Genomic DNA, 19351 nt, shown 5'->3' on the forward strand with positions numbered 1-19351 from the left:
ATGTTGTAAATTAAATTTTATGACATCTTTTTCTGTTTTAAAAAATTATATAGTAAAGAAATATTATAGTGAAACTATAGGGTTCCAAGTTCATCTTCATAATTATTAGTTCCAAAACTTGGATACCCTTAAGAGTGAGACTAGCTCGGAATCATTTTAAAGTTAGTATTACTTTTGAAAGTAATATATTTACAGCTAAAAAAATAGTTTTAAATTCGAGCTTGTTTCCCTATATTATTAACAAACTGCAAATAGAAAAATTTAATAAAATCAAATATTCTATAGATACTAAGTTATTTATTTGAAATTCAAATAATATGAAAAATATGTAGAAAAAGGATTGTTAAATGATATAGTAAAAAAGTATTTTACAAAAAAATTAAAAATATGACAAATTTAGGGGGACTAAAATGAAGAGAAAGTTAAGCTTAATTTTAAGTTTAATCATCACAGTTTGCTTTGCATTTACAGGTTGTGGTGATGCAGAAAAGAAAGAACAAGCTAAAAAAGTTAAGACAGGTGGAGTAGTTACAGAAGCAATAGGAACTTCTCCAAGTGGTGTTTTTTTACCGACATCATTTACATTTAGCTATGATGCATCTATTAACAATATTGTATATGATGGATTATTATCTTTAGATGAAAATATGGATATAGCACCAAATCTTGCTGAGTCATACGAATTTTCAAATGATAACAAAACATTAACTTTTAAACTAAGAAATGACGTGAAATGGCATGATGGTGAAAAATTTACTGCAGATGATGTTGATTTTACATTTAAATTTTGTTCTGATGAAAAATATAAAGGACCATATACAATGTTTGTTAAAAACATAACTGGATATGAAGATTATAAAACAGGAAAATCTACAGAACTGAAAGGTGTAAAAAAAATTGATGATTATATAATAGAAATAACAACAGATGAAGTATATGGATCAGCTTTAATTAATTTTGGATTTATGATGAGAATTATACCAGAACATATATGGAATAAAGATACTGTAGAAAAAGTACAAAATGATACAAATTTGATAAGAAAACCAATTGGAACAGGTGCATTTAAACTTGAAACATTTACACCGGATCAAGGAGTAGAACTTGTAGCAAACGAATATTATTGGAAAGGTAAACCTAATATCGATAAGTATGTTTTTAAATTAGTAAGTAGTGAAACAGCAGAATCAGAAATACTTAATAAAGAAGTAGATATTATAGGTGTGGGAAATTTAACTAAAGAAGACGAAGAAACTTATAAAGAGCAAGGTTATAGAATTGAAGATATAACTAATAATGCATATCATTATGTTGGACTTAATTTAAGAAAACCTCAATTTAGTGATAAAAAAACAAGACAAGCTTTAGCTTATGCTTTAGATAGAGAAACAATTGTAAAAGAAGTTTTAAAAGGAAAAGGTGAAGTTGCATACAATCCATATCCATCAAATTTTTGGGCTCATCCAGATGGATTAAATGAATATAAGTTCAATCCTAAAAAGTCTATAGAACTTTTCAAAGAAGCTGGATTTGAATACAAGGAAAACGATAAAAAGATGTATTATAATGGAAATCCATTTACATTTACTTATAAGTATGTTGGTGGAGATGAGTCAAAAACTAAATATGCACTAATGCTACAACAAAATTTCAAAGATATAGGTATAGATGTAGAATTAAAACCAATGGAATTTACTGCATTATCAAATGATGTTAAGAATGGAGATTTTGATACTTATTCTATGGGAATAGGAAACTTCTATGATGGAGATTTAGGTCCAAGTTATCTTTCAACATTAACACCTCCAAATGGTTATAATTATACTGGGTATAATAATCCAAAAGTAGATGAACTTATCCAAAAAGCATCTACAATGGTAACGAAAGAAGAGAGAGAGCCAATACTTAAAGAGATTGCTACAATATTGAATGATGAATTGCCGGTAATTTACAGCTACCATTGGAAGAGCACAATGGCTGTAAGTGATAGAATTAAAAACTTTAAGAATGCTCAACCTATATATAGTCAGTATTCTAATGAATGGTTTGTGGAAGATTAAAGTTTATAAATAAAATATAATGTTAAGGATTGCCTTTCTAATAATAATTTAAGTTTAGAAAGGCAATTACTTTTTATGAATTTAGATTTAGAGGGTATAAAAATGAGCAAATACTTTTTGAAAAGAATTTTTACAATGATTCCAGTATTTATAGGATTATCTATAATTATATTTACTCTTATAAATATTGCACCAGGGGATCCATATACAAATATTGTTGAAGGTGAAATTAGCATTTCAGCATCTGACAAAGAAGATGCATTGAAGTCAATAGGATATTATGATCCAATGCATGTTAAATATGGAAAATGGATAGGAAAAGTTATAAAGGGGGATTTAGGTACATCTATAAGATATAACGAACCTGTTTCAGATATAATTCAAAGAAGAATAAAGAATACTTTTTTATTATCTATGATTACATTAATCTTAACAACGATAATAGCTATACCATTAGGAATAATATCAGCTGTAAAACCATATTCAAAAACTGATAAAATACTTACAATACTAGCATTTATAGGAATTTCAATACCAGGATTTTTTGTAGCACTTCTTGTAGTTAAAATTTTCGCGGTTAACCTAAAGTGGTTTCCTATATCGGGTATGTCTAGTTTAGGAAAAAATTTAACGGGATTCAGTAAATTTTGTGATGTAGGTAAACATATGATTTTGCCAATTTTATCTATGACAATAATAGAAATAGCTTCACTTATGAGATATACACGGTCAGCTATGATGGATGTATTTAGCGAAAATTATATAAAAACTGCAAGGGCAAAGGGATTAGGTGAAAAACTTGTAGTATATAAACATGCATTTAGAAATGCTTTAATACCAATTGTTACATTATTAAGTATGTCTCTTGGTTATATATTTACAGGAACTATATTAATCGAAACTATATTTGTATGGCCAGGAATGGGAACTTTATTTTATCAATCTATAGCTAACAGAGATTATCCAGTAGTTATGGGGTGTGCATTAATTTTTTCAGCAAGTATATTAATAGCAAATTTACTTTCAGATTTTATTTACTCTATTGTAGATCCTAGAATAAGGTTTAAATAAAATATAAAAATATTAATGTAGAAAAGGTGAAGTTAAATGATAAATAGCAATAAAAGAATTTTTAAACTTTTAAAAAATAAAAAGGCAATAATAGGGTGTGCAATATTAATATTTATAATGTTACTTTCTTTGATTGGGAGCATTGTTACATGTCATGAAAGAGATCTTATAAATACAGCAATAGCTAATAGCAAACCTAGTTTTGAACATATATTAGGAACAGATGATTTAGGTAGAGATGTTTTTGTAAGGTTGAGCTATGGTGGCAGAGTATCACTAGCAGTGGGAATCGGAGCAACAGCTATATCTTTAATTATAGGTGTAACATTTGGAGCTATTGCTGGATATTATGGTGGAGCTATAGATCATATTATAATGATTTTTATAGATATATTTATGTGTTTACCATTTTTAGTAATAGCAATTATACTAGCAGATTTAATAGGTGCAAGTGTTTGGAATTCAGTTTTTATAATAGGATGTTTAGGGTGGACAACTATAGCAAGAATAGTTAGAGGTCAAGTTATGGCGTTAAAGCAAAGACAGTTTGTGGAGGCTGCAAAATGTGTTGGCATGAATTCTATGGAAATTATAATAAAACATATAATTCCCAATAGTATTCCAACTATAATTGTTTATGCAACATTGGGGATTGCAGGAGCTATATTAGCAGAGGCTGGATTAAGTTATTTAGGAATGGGTGTTAAGCAACCTATACCTAGTTGGGGAAATATGTTATCTACAGCTAGAAATATGAAATCACTTATGAGATATTGGTGGGAATGGGCACCAGCTGGAATAATGATTTTTTTGACTATTTTATCTATCAATTTTATAGGAGATGCAATTAGAGAAGTATTAAATCCTAAAGTAAAGGAGTAGTGAAATAGAAAATGAAAAATATATTAGAGGTAAAAAATTTAACAACGAGCTTTAATACAAATAAAAATAAAATTAAAGCTGTTGATGGAGTTAGTTTTAATTTAAAAGAAGGAAAGGTTTTAGGTATAGTTGGAGAATCAGGATGTGGAAAAAGCATGACAGCTATGTCAATAATGGGACTTATAGAGAGTCAAAATGGAAATATAGATAATGGTGAAATAATGTTTAATGAAAAAAATCTATTATCTTTAGATCTAAATGAGTTAGATAAAATAAGAGGCAATGAAATTGCTATGATATTTCAAGAACCTATGATTGCCTTAAATCCTGTATTAAAAATAAAAGATCAGATAGGTGAAGTGATAAAAGTACATAAAAACATTGTGGCAGAAGAGAATAAGAAAAAAGTGTTAGAATTTTTAAATTTAGTTGGAATAAAAAGGGCAGAAGAAGTTTTAAATTCATATCCTCATCAATTAAGTGGAGGTATGTGTCAAAGAGTTATGATAGCTATGGCTTTAATATGTATACCTAAACTTTTAATAGCAGACGAACCTACAACTGCATTAGATGTAACAGTACAAGCACAAGTATTAGAACTTATAAATAATATTAAAAATAAGTTTAACATGTCAGTTCTTTTTATAACTCATGATTTAGGTGTTATTTGTGAGGTCGCAGATGAAGTTATGGTTATGTATGCTGGAAAAATTGTTGAAAAAGCTAAGGTTGAAGATATTTTTGATAGTCCTAAACATCCATACACTATAGGGTTAATAAATTCAAGGCCAGAAAACTTTAAAAGAGGAGAAATACCTAAATGTATAAAGGGAAAAGTTCTTAAACTTACAGAACTTCCAGAAGGATGCTCATTTTATGAACGATGTGATTTTAGAATGGATATTTGTCAAAATGAAAGGCCTAAATTGAATTTTGTTGGAATAGAACATGAAGTTAGTTGTTTCAAGTATAATTTAAAATCGGATGGTGAGGCGTAATGTGTACTACAAGCAAGGATGTATTATTAGAAGTAAAGAATTTAAAATGCTACTTTAATGATAATAGTGGTATATTGAAAAAAAATAGCAATATAGTAAAAGCTGTGGATGGTATATCTTTTAATATAAAAAAAGGAGAGGTATATGGGTTGGTTGGAGAATCAGGATGCGGCAAATCTACAACAGGTAGAGCTATATTAGATTTAATTCCTAAAGTTAGTGGATCATTAACGTTTGACAATAAATTAATATTTGATATAGAAAAAAAGCATAATATAAAAAGAAGTGAATTTAAAGATATAAGAAAAAATATGCAAATGATTTTTCAAGATCCATATTCATCATTAGATCCACATATGACGGTTGGAAATATTATAAAGCAAGGTCTTATTAAAAATAAAGTTGTGAATAAGAAAACATGTAATAAGGAGATTATAAATATATTAGAGTTATGTGGTCTAAGAGATTGTGATATAGGTAAGTATCCACATGAGTTTAGTGGTGGGGAACGTCAGAGAATAGGCATAGCAAGAGCCTTAGCTATAAGGCCTAAATTTGTAATTTGTGATGAACCTACTTCAGCATTAGATGTATCTATTCAAGCACAAATTTTGATACTAATGGAGAAACTGAAAAAAGAAATGAATTTAACATATCTGTTTATATCTCATAATTTAAGTCTTATAAATTATTTTTGTGATAGAGTAGGTGTTATGTATCTTGGAAAAATTGTAGAAGAAGCAAGTTGTGAGGAATTATTTTTAAATCCAATACATCCATACACAAAATGTTTAATTTCATCAATACCTAAAATTCATCCAAAGAAGAAAAAAGAAAGATTAAGATTGAATGAAGATATTTCAAATTGTGATAGTTATGTATCAGGATGTAAACTTAGTTCAAGATGTCCATATTTAAATAAAAAGTGTGTAAGTAATGAGCCAAATTTATTAGAAGTAAAACAAGATCATTTTGTAGCTTGTCATAATATTATTGAAATAAAAAATACTACTAAGTAAAAGAAGAGCAGTATAAACATAAAAAGTTGAAATTTATATATTTAGTTACATAAAAATGAAAGGTTTCATATTATATAAGATAAATATATATATAATAATTTTTTGTTTATGGAGTGAAGTAAAAGATGAATATAGATTTACAAAAACTGGTTCCGAGTCTTTCATGTTCAAGTAGTATAGGAGAATTAAAATATTTTAAACAACTTAATATATATGAAACAATTAACTGTAAAAGTTATGTGTATCATGAAAATAATTTATGTGATGAAATATATAATGATAATAGAAAAATAGAAATTTGTAAGGTTGAATCAACAAATCCAATCTTAAATATAGTATCAAGCAAAATAATAGGTACAATAGAAGGAACTTCAGTGGAGGGACAACATTTAACAGGAAAAAAATTGGTAATTGTTGGTGAGCTGAATCTAAGTATAATAATAACCTATTATATTAGAGGGGATAGGTGCAAAAAAACTGTAGCAAAACTTAAAATTCCATTTAGTACTTTTATAATAATACCACAAAATATATGTAATGATGATAAAGTATATTTAAGATATTTAATAGAAGATGTGAGCATTGCAAACTTAGGAAAAGGTAAAGCTATGGTAAGTATCACTACATTAATACAATATTTAGATGAATATTAAATGTAAATTTATTCAAGTAAGAGTGTAAGGTTAAAAATGGATATAGTTAATGAGTGTAGAATAGATTTTAAATATAGATTATCACCACAAAGCCCTGTAATAAGTAAAACTATTTTTAGTAATTTAGTATCAACACAAATTATAGAGAATACTTTAAAAATGACTAAATATGTAGATAAAAAAGAGACCTATGCATTTGATATATTAACTTATACAATAATTATTGAAAATATACGAGAATTTGATGTAACTAATATTTTTTTTCATGATACTATACAAAAAGGAACACAATTCATTGAAAATTCAGTAGAAGTAAATAATAGAAAAAGAAGATGTATAAGTCCAGAAGAAGGATTTTATTTAGGCTGTTTAACAAGTGGAGAAAAAGTAAAAATAACTTTTAAAGTGTTAGTATTACCAATGTATTTTCATAATCTTATAAAAAATTATTCAGATATAGAATATGATTATATTTACAATATAGAAAAGCCTCCAATAAAAGTAAATGAGAAAAGCAATGAGGTAAAAGTAAAATATAAGAATAAGGTTTTTCTTCAAACAGTATTAGGAAATACTATAAAGACATATGCCTATATAGAAGAAATATTAGATATTAGTTGTAAATTAGAAATAATAAAAACGAAATTGATAACTTCTATAGATTTAGACAAATGTACAGTTTTAGTAATAGGTAAAATAAAGTATGAAATTTTATTTAAATCACTACACTATAAAAGATATATAGAAGATACCTTTGGTTTTTCTACATGTATGATGGCACCTATAGGTATGATTTATTCAAATAAAGATAATATAAAGATAAATATTGAGTATTTAAAAGCTAATTTATTAAATAAAAATAGTATATATATAACTACAAGTTTATTAATATATTATTAAACAACCATTGATTATAGAAACTATAATCAATGGTTGTTATTTTTTTAGAATGGATGAGGATCTATATTTAATACTGTTTTTTCAGGATAAGGACTAGTTTTAGATTTTGTAGTAACCGTAAAATCATATCTAACTCCCAAAGACTCTCCTATAGGAATAGTAGCTGTGATCTTTATAACTTTAGAAGTATTAGGTGCTAAATTTGACATTGCAGATAAATCTGCTTGATAAAGTGTATTTTTAGATATATCAGCTATTTTTATATCGTCAATATATAAGCTATAAGGAATAGCAACTTTTTGTATTATCAAAGTAAAATCATCATATCCACCGCCAATATTTTTAAAGTAATCAAGAATTATAGCAGTATTTCCAGGTGGAGTAACTATAAATGCAGTTGAATCATCTATTTGATACAAAGGATTTGGCATTAAAGAAACACCTGGAGGTAAAATACAACTTAAAATATTACTTTTTTCACCACTATATACTTTAGTAGGAGATATATCATTATAATAAGATATGGCAGTTGCTTGAGTATTTATAGTAGTACCAGCTCTTAAAGTAGATTGAGGTATTACAGTGAACATAACATAACCTAGTGTTGATGGAGTTAATGTAGGTACAGATATAATTATTTTTTTTGATGATGAATTATAAATTGCACTACATAATACAGCAGTATCTATGGAAACAAATAAAAAGTTGTTAGCTATAGGAATTTCTATAGTTCCGTTAGATAAATTTATAATGCTATTGTTTTGAAAAATTAATTTAAACTGCATTATAGAATTGGTGTTTATATTAGCAGTTTGAGTATAACTAGTGGAATTTGTTTTATCTGTTGCACTTAAAGTTAAGACTAAATTTGGATGATTTACTGTTATACTTAAGCTTTTACTAAGAGTTAAAAAACTTCCACTTTGAGTTTGTTGATATAAACATTGCATAGTATTAGTTTGTGTTGAGGTTATAGAATTAACAGTCTTTGTTGCATTGCTTATTTTGGCAGTCATAATATAGGTTATAGTTTTAGTTGAAGTTCGAGCATCTACAGTTCCAATTGTAGGAAAAGTAACTATATTTGAAGAAACTGTAGGAGTAATAAGAATACCATCTTTATAAGAAGGTCCTAAATAAACTTGTCCACCACTTGGTAAAGTATCTTTCACATATAGTCCGTATGCAATAGTACCTTGTGGCACAGTTACTGTAAGTGTATAAGTTATTGGAGAACCAACTTTAAAAGTATCAGCAAAGTTAGTTTTTGTAAGTGCTATAGCAAGTGATGATAATGTTACAGATGCATTTTTTATCAAGTTGCTATATTGAAAATTAGTGGAGCTAGAATTATATACTTGAGAATATGGATTAGTATTACTAGCTGTAGTAGTTATGCTAACACCTGGAGCAAGAGTTGGACTTATAATAACTTTATAAGTTAAAGTTATTGATTGTCCAGGAGCTAATTTATTAATATAAACAGATATATTATTACCTTGAACTACAGGAGCATTAAAACTTCCAGAGCCAGAAACATTTAGGCTATTTGTATCAAGTGTAAACCAGTTATCAGATAAAGTATCGCTAAGTGTGAAATCAAAAGCATCTGTTTCAGTGCCCAAATTATTTGAATTACTTATAGTTACCGAATAAGTGTAAATTTCATTTGATTGTATAGCGTTTTTATTAGGGCCAAATACAGATTTTGTTAAGCTTAAATTTGGAGTACCTATATTAATGGTTACTTGTGAACGATTGCTATAAGCATATCCATAAGTGTTTATTCCTTTTAGCTTCATTAAATTTATATTTTGACTAGATGATCCAAGAGTGGCAATAGGCACTTTAAAATTAATAGTACCTGATGATAAACCCAAAAGATCACCATAGTAAAAATCAACACCGTGAGGACTAATTAATTGTGGTGAACTAACCGGATTAATACCTGTATAAATATAATTTAAATTATCTATAGGATCTGTTGATAATGGAAAAAAGTCATCTATATAAACCTGCTTTTGAATTGCTTTCAAAGTAGAAGCGTTGTAGGTTAAGGTATATTCAGCAGAATCTCCAGGTGCTAAGGAGTTTATAGTTTTAGGAGTTCCATCTTTATAATAACCTTTAATAAATTGTTTTGTTATAGAGCCTATACCTATACTAGAAGTAACACTGGCATTATCAGAGACTTGATTTAATAATGTTACAAGAGTTCCAAGTATATCAGTAGTAGCTAAAAATGGGTCATATGCGACAACAGGTAAAGGTAGTCCTTGAGTATCTTTTTTATATCTATAGTAGCTGTCAACCTTTGCATTAATAGTTACTGTTTTTGTAGAATTTTGAGTAGCTAAAGGAAAATTATAAGTTAAATAGTAACCTTGCATAGTAGGATTATCTACTACAGAAGTTGGTGTTTGTGAACTAGAAATATAGAATATTCCATCTGGCAAGAAATAATGAACTATAATATCTTGAATATTGTAGTATTGTCCAACTTTATATACATAAGTGTAAGTTACATTTGTTTGTACATCCACAGTAGATTTACTTATAGAAGTAGTTATTATTAAATCCATAGCTAAAAAATTAGTACTACTATCTGAAGTTGAAATAATAGAATCAGCAGCTGTCATATTAATATACATATTTAACATAGTACCATGATATATATAATTTCCCTGATTATTATTATACTTATTCCATACGGCATAACTAAAAGTTAAAGTTGTACTACTATTTATGGAAAGATTAATATTGCCAAAATATAATTGAGTATAAATTTTACCATTAATATTAACTGTGCTTATTGTAGGAGTTAAAAATTTAGAAGCATCAGTACCAGACGTTGTAATATTTCCTATATATCTTATTCCATCATCTAATAATATAGATATATTTACTAGGGAAGATGAAATTGAGTTGTTAGAAAATTTACAGGTAGCTGTAGTTACTTGAGTATAATCATTTAAAGAAAGAGAAGTTCCAGCGCCTTTTAAAACTTTTCCTGCTGTGGTTATAGTACTAGTAAATCTAACAGTTACATAAGTCATAGATATCTGGGAAGTAATAACTTCATTACCAATGTCATAAAATCCTCTAGGCATAGTGTCTAGACTACAAGATACACTTATTCCAGAAAAGCTATACCCAAAAGGAACTGTAGTTCCATTTTTAAACTTAGTGTTACATTTTACTGTAATGTTAAATTTAAAGTTTACCTCCATAGGTGCAAGATCCTTTATGTTTACCCATGAATAGGTAGTGCTATTATCTGCATTAGTAATGCTAGAGGTTTGAGGTATAGTAGATGTTGAAAGAGTCATGCCATCAGGCAATGTTAATGAAATCCCTAAGTTATATAATCTTTGAGTAGAGCTAAGATTTTTTATACTTATATCAAATGATGAGGTATTTCCAATTATTATGGGAATGTTTTGAGTTTTATCTATACTCATACTTAATATATTAGAAGGCATAGTATCACCCCTTAAAATTTACATGTTACATTGTATTCAAAATCCGATTTTATGCGACAAAATATAAGACAAAAGTAGCCATTAATTTCACTTAAAATAATCACTAAAAGTTTTTTGTGTAATATTATATAATAAGGTTTTTTAATAGGACCTTCAAAATGTATTTAAAAAATACAAAAACAGGAGGTAATATAATGGCGCTAATTCAAAGATTTTCAGCAATTGATAAGGCCATGTTAGTAGCTACTGGAAATAGTTTTATGGTTTGTGGAAGTTCAACTGAGCCAGTTGTAAATACTTCTGACCTTATTAAACCAGATGGCTCTACAACAAGAGATTGGACCCAGGCGGGAAGTACTGCTCATTTAAATATATTAACTAATAGCACAATACTTTATGCTGAACTTGTATGGTATTCAACTGTAAAAAGCAATGTATCCGGTGCTACTGACCTTAGAAGTATACAAGATAATCCAGTGTCATTTACAACATCAAAAGGAACTTATCAAATAACACCTCAGTACACTGATAGTTACACTTCAAATTCTGGAACTATAGATAGATATAGAGGTGCAGATGTAACAAATTATGTACAGGCTGCATTATCTGGAAATTATACAGTATCAAATGTTCCTATAAGTATACCAAATACAGGATTAAGCAATTCTAGAGGTGGATGGTCACTATCAGTTGTATATAGAAACAATGCTTTTTTACCACAGAAAGTTATTTATAATTCAGGTATAGCTGTAGCAACACCAGATACGCCATTACAGACAACTATTACAGGTTTTACAACTAGTTCAAGTCAATCAAGTTTAAAAGGTAATGTTTTTATGGCATGTGCAAATGGAGTGCCCCTTAATGGTGTTGAAATTGTGTCTGCAGGTCCATCTTTTGCAGAATTAAGTAATATAGGTAATATAGTAAATAGTCCTAATCCTAATCCAGGAACAGCTCCAAACAACCCAGGAAATAGTTTTTTCTCAGGTGTAATTAATGTAGCAGATCCATTAAATTCTAGCAATGGACTTTTAAATGTTAATGGAACTAATGGAAATAATAATAATGATGGTTTTGTTCCTATTCAAAAATTAGGAGGAAGAAATAAATGGGATATAACTAATGTAGATATATCTCAAACATTAGTAACAAATCAAACAATATTAGCAGGACAAATAACAGAAGGTTCAGTAGGGGATGGTGTTCAATTAGTAGCATTAGGAACCCAGGTATTAGCAAAGGCACCTAATATAATAGCCACATTGGATGCATATGATATAGATGGTGATAACGAATATAATGCAGAAGTTGGAGAAGTATTAGTTTATGCAGTACAAGTAAAAAATGATGGTGATATACAAGCTAGTAATGTTATATTATCTGCAACAATAAATTCAGCAACTACTTTTATACCAGGTTCAGTTACAATAAATGGCGTATCAAATCCTACAGCGAATATAATTAATGGAATTAATATAGGAACTGTTGATGCTAAAGCTGTTAAAAATGTACTATTTTCAGTTAGAATTAACTCTGTACCAACAGGTGGGTTATTACATCAATTTGTAAACTACAATTATCAATTTATTTCAGGTATAGATACAATAACTAACTATGGTAAAACAAATACCATGGATGTAATAGTACAAGATGGATTATTAGCAATAACTAAAGCAGCTTCAAAAACTACTATGAGTGTAAATGAAATAGTAACTTATACCATAAATATAAGCAATGTGGGTACTGAACTTGCTAAAGACGTATTTTTCCAAGATAAAATAGATGCAAGTTGTTCCTTTGTTACAGGTACTGTAGTTATAGATGGAACAAATTATTCTGATTATGATCCAGTAGTGGGATTTTCATTACCTAATTTATCAGTTGGAGCAAGTACTGAGATAGTATTTCAATTTAAAGTTATCTCATTACCAGCATCAACTAAAGTAACTAATGTAAGTTTTATTACTTTTGGATATATATTTAATCAATATGGATATGAAAGAAAAAGAACTATAGCAAGTAATGTTACGTCAATTCAAATTCAATATGTAGATGTAATAGGTGAAAGATGTAACAATAACAATTATCCTAAGGTAGGAGATACAGTAACTTATAACTTAGCGTTAACTAATATCGGAAATATTCCAGCAAGTAATGTTCAAGTATTAGAGCCAACAATACCAGGTGCATCATTTGTTACTGGAAGTGTAAAAGTCAATGGAACTTCAGAACCAGTACTAAATCCATTTGATGGATTTACTTTACAAGCACCTATAAATCCTCAGCAAACCACAAATGTAGAATATAAAGTTTTAATAAATAGCATTAATCCAGCTGATTTAATAGAAAATATAGCAAACATTCCATTTAAGTATCAAATATCACCAGGTGGAACTGTTATAAATGGAGAAAAAGATTCTAATAAAGTTGATACAATAGCTAATTATGTATGTATGAATATAGTTAAGAGTGTAGACAAATCTTATGCAGAAATAGGAAATACTTTATATTATAAAGTGTATGTAAGTAATAATGGAAATATTAATGCTACTAATACTGTATTTTTAGATGTTATACAATCAGAAGCATCATTTGTATCTGGGTCAGTAGCCATTAATGGTATACCATACCCATCATATGATCCAAATCAAGGATTTACACTAGGTACAGTATGTGCTGATGACACTATAGAAGTTACTTTTGCAGCTAAGGTTAATACTCTTCCAAATCCTAATATAATATATAATAGTTCTAGCTTAGTATATAGTTATAAACCAGATCCTAACGGAAGCACAATATCAAATACAATTTTTAGTAATACAGTTCAAACTGTTATAAATAAAGCACAGTATTCTGTAGTTAAAACAGTTGATAAAACTTATGCACAAGTTGGTGATTTTCTTGTTTATACAACAACTATACAAAATACAGGAACAGTACCTTTAACTAATATGAAATTTGCAGATTTTACAGGAATATATTTATCATTTTATGAAGGCAGTGTTTATATAGATGGAGTTAATTATCCAGAGCTTAATCCAGATAATCAATTTCCACTTCCAAATATGAATCCAGGGGATACCACAACAGTAGTATTTGGTGTTTCTATAGCAAATAATCCACCTGTAGGATATATACCAAATATGTCAGAGGTTACACTTAGTTATAAACAAAATCCAGATAGTCCAATAATAACAAAGACTGTATATTCAAATGTAGTTAAAACTTATGATCCTTATGCACAAGTGAATATAGTTAAAAATGTTGATAAACTATATGCTGCAGTAGGTGAAACTTTAACTTACACATTTACAGCAACAAATATGGGAAATGCAACTGCAATAAATACTTTATTTACAGATATTATTCAATCAGAAGCATCATTTGTACAAGGTTCTGTAATTGTAAATGGAATAAGTAAACCAAATTATGATCCACAAATAGGATTTACTTTAGGATCAATGGAATATGGTCAAGTTGTAACTATTGAGTTTAAAGTAATAGTAAATAGTTTACCAAGTCCAAATACTATAAAGAATAATGCAACAACTTCATTTAGCTATTATGTAGATCCAAATGGTCAGCCAATAACTAAAACTACAACAAGTAATACAGTAACCACAGTTATAAACACTTATAATGCCACTTTAACTAAAGCAGTAGATAAAGCATATGCAACAATAGGAGATGTTTTAAACTATACAGTTATAGCAGCTAATGCCGGTACGGTAACTTTAACTAATGTTAACTTTACAGATATAATACCAGCTGGAGCAACATTCTTATCTGGTTCTGTAGTAGTAGATGGTGTAAGTAAACCAGATGCAAATCCTAATAATGGTTTTATAATAAGTAATGTTTTACCAGGTGGAAATGTAGTTGTTATGTTTAAAGCAACAGTAACAAGTGTTCCAACACCACCTAAGATTGACAATAGTGCTCATATTGCATTTAAATATCAATTAAGTCCAACATCACCTTATGTGGATGGAAGCTTAACAAGTAACACCGTAACTACAAATATAAATAATATGTCAGTTACTAACACTAAAAGTGTAAATAAAACTTATGCAACAGTAGGTAATGCCATAACCTACACTTCAGTAATAGCTAATAATGGTAATGTAAATATAACAAATACAAATTTTATAGACACAGTTCCAACTCATACTACTTTTGTATCAGGATCAGTAAAAATAGATGGAACATCATATCCAAATTATGATCCTAATATTGGATTCACATTGGGAACTATAAATTCAAATAAGAATGTTACAGTAACTTTTGATGTTACTGTTGATAGTGTGCCAAATGATGGATATATAACTAATGCATCTATTATAAATTATCAATATAAAATAGATCCTAATGGACAATATATATCATCTAGTGTAACTAGTAATACTGTTACAACTTATGTTAACTTAGGTAATTTAACAGTAACTAAATCTGCTAATAGAACTATTGTTAGATTAACAAATATAATAACCTATAGTTTTGTTATAGCAAATACAGGAAACACTATATTAAAAAATTTATTATTTAAAGATATTGTTCAAACTGAATCTTCATTCAATACAGGTTCTGTATATGTAAATGGTGTTAATAAATTAAATTATAACCCAAATACAGGATTTGCTTTAGATGATATACCAATAGGACAACAAACTATAGTTAGTTTTGATGTAACAGCTAATTCAATACCAAAGAATAATGAATTATTAAATAGTGCAGATGTGACTTACTCATATTATGTAGATCCAAATGGAAGTCCTACAACTAATACTAAGACATCTAACACAACTACAGTATATGTTTATGACACAATAGTATCTGCAAATAAATCTGTAAATAAATCAATAGCAAAAATAAATGACACTCTAATTTTTACAATAGATATAAAGAATGAAGGAAACACTACGGCTCAACATGCATTCTTTAAAGATATTTTAGATTCAAATATATCTTTTATAACTGATTCTGTATATATAAATGGAAGTCAGAAGATAGGATATAATCCAAATATAGGATTTAATCTTGATGATATATTAAGTAACGCAACTACAACAGTAGTATTTTCAGCAAAAATAAATACAAGACCTGCAAATAATATAATTTATAACTATGCTACTGTAAATTATGATTATATTGTAGGAGCAGAAGTTATAACAGCTACAATTAATACTAATACAACTGAAACTTATGTTGCTGCAGGTGAACTTACAGTTACTAAGTCAGTAGATAAGTTATATGCAACAGTAGGAGACAATATAGCATATACAGTATTAGTTCAAAATACTGGTTCAGTAGATGCAACAAGTTTAAATTTTAAGGATTTAATACCAGATTCAACTTCATTTAATGCTGGAACAGTAGTTGTTGATGGTATCCCACAGCCAGCATTTAATCCAAACACAGGATTTAATTTGTCAGATTTAATACCAAATCAATATCATACAATAACATTCAGTATTCATGTTGATTCTCTTCCACAAAGTGGTAAAGTAGAAAACACTGCGGATGTTACTTTCACTTATAAATTAACACCAACAGATAATCCAGTGACTATTGTAGCTACTTCTAACAAGGTTACAACACTTATTAAGTTAGGGAATTTAACAGCTACAAAAACAGTAGATAAAGCATATGCAACAATAGGTGATATATTAAACTATACAATAACCATAAATAATACAGGAAATGCTAATTGTTTTAATGTATTATTTAAGGATATAGTACAATCAAATGCTAGCTTTATAAATGGATCAGTAAAAATAAATGGAGTGACTTATGGAAGTTATAATCCAAATATAGGCTTTAGTTTAGATGATATACCTGGTTATGGAAGTACTGTAGTTACATTTGCTGCAACAGTACAAACATTACCAATGGATTACACTATTTATAACTATTCAACAGATAGCTATAATTATTATATTGACCCATCTAATCCACCAATTTCTAAAACTGGAAATAGTAATACAGTAACTACAGTAATAAATATAGGATCATTAACAGCTACTAAAGCAGTTAACAAGGCTTATGCCACTATAGGTGATTTAGTCACTTATACAGTAAGTGTAAATAATACAGGTAACACAGTAGCTAAAAATGTAAATTTTAGAGATGTTATACCAAATGGATTAACTTTTGTTCAAGGGTCAGTAACAATAAATGGAACATCTTATCCAAGTTATGATCCTTATACAAGTTTTAGTTTAGGAAATATAATATCTGGTGATATTGTAGTTGTTAAATTCGATGCAACTGTAACTTCATTACCAACACCTTCATTAGTAAGCAATATAGCTAATATAAGTTATGTATATCGTATAAATCCTAATGGACCAGATATACCAGGTACAGCGAGCTCTAACACTGTAACAACTCAAATAAATGTAGGATCATTAACTCTTAATAAGAGTGTAGATAAAAGTTATGTTACAATGGGAGATGTAATAACTTATACAGTAGTAGTTACTAATACCGGAAATGTAAGGGCAGACAATGTAATATTTACAGATAGTTTACAATCTGATGTAACATTTAATGGAGGTTCTGTAAAAATTAATGGTGTAACTCAGCCAGATTATGATCCAAACGTAGGATTTAGTTTAGGGAATATAGAAACATTAAATTATGTTACAGTAGTATTTACAGCTACAGTTATAGCAAATCCAACTCATTCATCAGTATTAAACTATGCATTAGGAACATTTTCATATAAGGTAAATCCTAATGAACAATATTATAGTAAAACTGCGCAATCAAATACAGTATCTACTATAATAATAATGCCTAGTTTAACTGCAACAAAAACTGTTGACAAGATTTATTCAACACTACAAGGTGTTTTGAATTATGGAGTATTAGTTAAGAATACAGGAAATACAAGTATTTCAGATATGTTCTTTACAGACTTTTTATCAAATGGTGCGTTGTTTAAAGCAGGAACAGTAACAATAGATGGAGTAAGTTATCCAAGTTATGATCCAACAGTAGGATTTAATTTACCAAATAGCCTTTTAGCAGGAGTGACTTCCTTAGTTCAATTCCAAGCTATAATAAATACACTTCCAGCACCACCACAAGTAACAAACTATGCTATATCAAATGGAGTATATCATGTAGATCCACAAGGACCAACTTATCCAATAACTGCAACATCAAACACTGTAACCACTAATGTTAATATAGGAAGTTTATCAAATACTAAAACTGTAGATAAGATGTATGCAAAAGTTAATGATACAGTGACTTACACTTCAACAATAGTGAATACAGGAAATGTGAATGCAACTAATTTATTCTTTAGCGATATATTACAATCTGAATTAACTTATATATCTGGAACAGTAAGTATAAATGGTGTAGTATATCCATCATTAGACCCAACAGTTGGGTTTGAATTATCAAATTTAGCTCCAGGTCAAAGTGTAATTGTAGCATTTAATGCTAAGATAAATGCATTACCAACCCAAGCATATGTAAATAATAATTCTTTAGTTCAATTTAGTTATAAGATAGATCCAAGTGGATCAGTAACAACAACAACTCAAACAAGTAATACTGTAACAACAAATGTAGTTTTAGGTAAGTTAAATGTAGTTAAAACAGTAGATAAATCAATAGCAACAATAGGAGATGAATTAACTTACACAATAACATTAACAAACGTAGGAAATGTTATTGATAATAATGTATTCTTCCAGGATACACCATCAATTGGAGTAAGTTTTAAGGCTGGATCTGTGAAGATTAATAATGTGTCTCAGCCAACCTATAACCCAACTACAGGATTTAATATAGGTGATATAGGAATAGGTAATGTAGTTACAGTATCATTTGTAGTCACAGTAATTTCAGTACCAGCAACAAATCAAGTAACAAACCAAGCTGTTGTCACATTTGAATTTGTGGTAGATCCAAAACAACCACCATATAGTCAAACAACTTATTCTAATATTGTTATAACTAATATAGCATATGGTAATTTAAGTGTAACAAAAGCAGTAAATAAACAATATGCAACTATAGGTGAACAATTAACCTATACAGTTACAGTTACAAATATAGGCAATGTAGATGCGACAAATGTTGTATTCTTAGATCAAACTCCTCATAATTCAACATTTGTATTAGGTTCAGTAACTGTAAATGGAGTATCATATCCAGATTATAATCCTTCAGCAGGATTTAGTTTAAATACAATGACACCAGGCCAAATTATAACAGTAGTTTATAAAGTTCAAGTTATAGATTTATGTTAAATTTAACTTTTAA

At 28.4% G+C, this 19351-nt stretch carries 9 protein-coding genes; 8 read left to right on the forward strand and 1 reads right to left on the reverse strand.

Going from position 1 to position 19351, the window contains the following annotated elements:
* The first annotated feature begins 410 nt into the window (after positions 1-410).
* The 7 genes from AC07E4_RS11830 to AC07E4_RS11860 all read left to right on the forward strand — a co-directional run bounded on the left by AC07E4_RS11830 (position 411) and on the right by AC07E4_RS11860 (position 7583).
* Positions 411-2060, forward strand: a complete 1650-nt coding sequence (locus AC07E4_RS11830; RefSeq protein ID WP_478216495.1) for an ABC transporter substrate-binding protein — start codon at positions 411-413, stop codon at positions 2058-2060.
* A 102-nt stretch (positions 2061-2162) separates the two neighbouring features.
* Positions 2163-3131, forward strand: coding sequence for an ABC transporter permease (locus tag AC07E4_RS11835; protein ID WP_040328272.1), 969 nt, complete (start codon positions 2163-2165; stop codon positions 3129-3131).
* 36 nt (positions 3132-3167) lie between these two features.
* Complete coding sequence (gene opp4C, locus AC07E4_RS11840) at positions 3168-4013, forward strand: oligopeptide ABC transporter permease (protein WP_478216496.1); 846 nt, start codon at positions 3168-3170, stop codon at positions 4011-4013.
* Positions 4014-4024: 11 nt separating this feature from the next.
* Positions 4025-5011: an ABC transporter ATP-binding protein gene (locus AC07E4_RS11845; protein ID WP_478216497.1), complete on the forward strand. Its 987-nt coding sequence runs from the start codon at positions 4025-4027 to the stop codon at positions 5009-5011.
* Positions 5011-6030: an ABC transporter ATP-binding protein gene (locus AC07E4_RS11850; RefSeq protein ID WP_478216498.1), complete on the forward strand. Its 1020-nt coding sequence runs from the start codon at positions 5011-5013 to the stop codon at positions 6028-6030. Before AC07E4_RS11845 ends, AC07E4_RS11850 begins: the two co-directional genes overlap by 1 nt.
* Before the next feature lie 125 nt (positions 6031-6155).
* A complete protein-coding gene (locus AC07E4_RS11855) occupies positions 6156-6683 on the forward strand; it encodes an SPOCS domain-containing protein (protein ID WP_051540256.1) in 528 nt (175 codons plus the stop codon).
* 36 nt (positions 6684-6719) lie between these two features.
* Complete coding sequence (locus tag AC07E4_RS11860; RefSeq protein WP_040328279.1) at positions 6720-7583, forward strand: DUF11 domain-containing protein; 864 nt, start codon at positions 6720-6722, stop codon at positions 7581-7583.
* Positions 7584-7627: 44 nt separating this feature from the next.
* On the opposite strand, the gene AC07E4_RS11865 is transcribed toward AC07E4_RS11860, so the two are convergent.
* The gene (locus AC07E4_RS11865) at positions 7628-11065 is read right to left on the reverse strand and encodes a COG1361 family protein (RefSeq protein WP_478216499.1); all 3438 of its coding nucleotides are present in this window, start codon (positions 11063-11065) and stop codon (positions 7628-7630) included.
* A gap of 194 nt (positions 11066-11259) precedes the next feature.
* On the opposite strand from AC07E4_RS11865, the gene AC07E4_RS11870 reads away from it, so the two are divergent.
* Entirely contained in the window at positions 11260-19338 is an 8079-nt protein-coding gene (locus AC07E4_RS11870) for a DUF7507 domain-containing protein (protein ID WP_478216500.1), read from the forward strand.
* The last annotated feature ends 13 nt before the right edge of the window (positions 19339-19351 follow it).

The organism is Clostridium amazonense (assembly GCF_056431285.1).

Excerpts from the sequence above, each read along its gene's own strand:
- AC07E4_RS11845 (WP_478216497.1), top strand. The coding sequence starts at position 4,025 with ATGAAAAATATATTAGAGGTAAAAAATTTAACAACGAGCTTTAATACA.
- AC07E4_RS11860 (WP_040328279.1), top strand. The coding sequence starts at position 6,720 with ATGGATATAGTTAATGAGTGTAGAATAGATTTTAAATATAGATTATCA.
- opp4C (WP_478216496.1), top strand. The coding sequence starts at position 3,168 with ATGATAAATAGCAATAAAAGAATTTTTAAACTTTTAAAAAATAAAAAG.
- AC07E4_RS11830 (WP_478216495.1), top strand. The coding sequence starts at position 411 with ATGAAGAGAAAGTTAAGCTTAATTTTAAGTTTAATCATCACAGTTTGC.
- AC07E4_RS11865 (WP_478216499.1), bottom strand. The coding sequence starts at position 11,065 with ATGCCTTCTAATATATTAAGTATGAGTATAGATAAAACTCAAAACATT.
- AC07E4_RS11835 (WP_040328272.1), top strand. The coding sequence starts at position 2,163 with ATGAGCAAATACTTTTTGAAAAGAATTTTTACAATGATTCCAGTATTT.
- AC07E4_RS11850 (WP_478216498.1), top strand. The coding sequence starts at position 5,011 with ATGTGTACTACAAGCAAGGATGTATTATTAGAAGTAAAGAATTTAAAA.
- AC07E4_RS11870 (WP_478216500.1), top strand. The coding sequence starts at position 11,260 with ATGGCGCTAATTCAAAGATTTTCAGCAATTGATAAGGCCATGTTAGTA.
- AC07E4_RS11855 (WP_051540256.1), top strand. The coding sequence starts at position 6,156 with ATGAATATAGATTTACAAAAACTGGTTCCGAGTCTTTCATGTTCAAGT.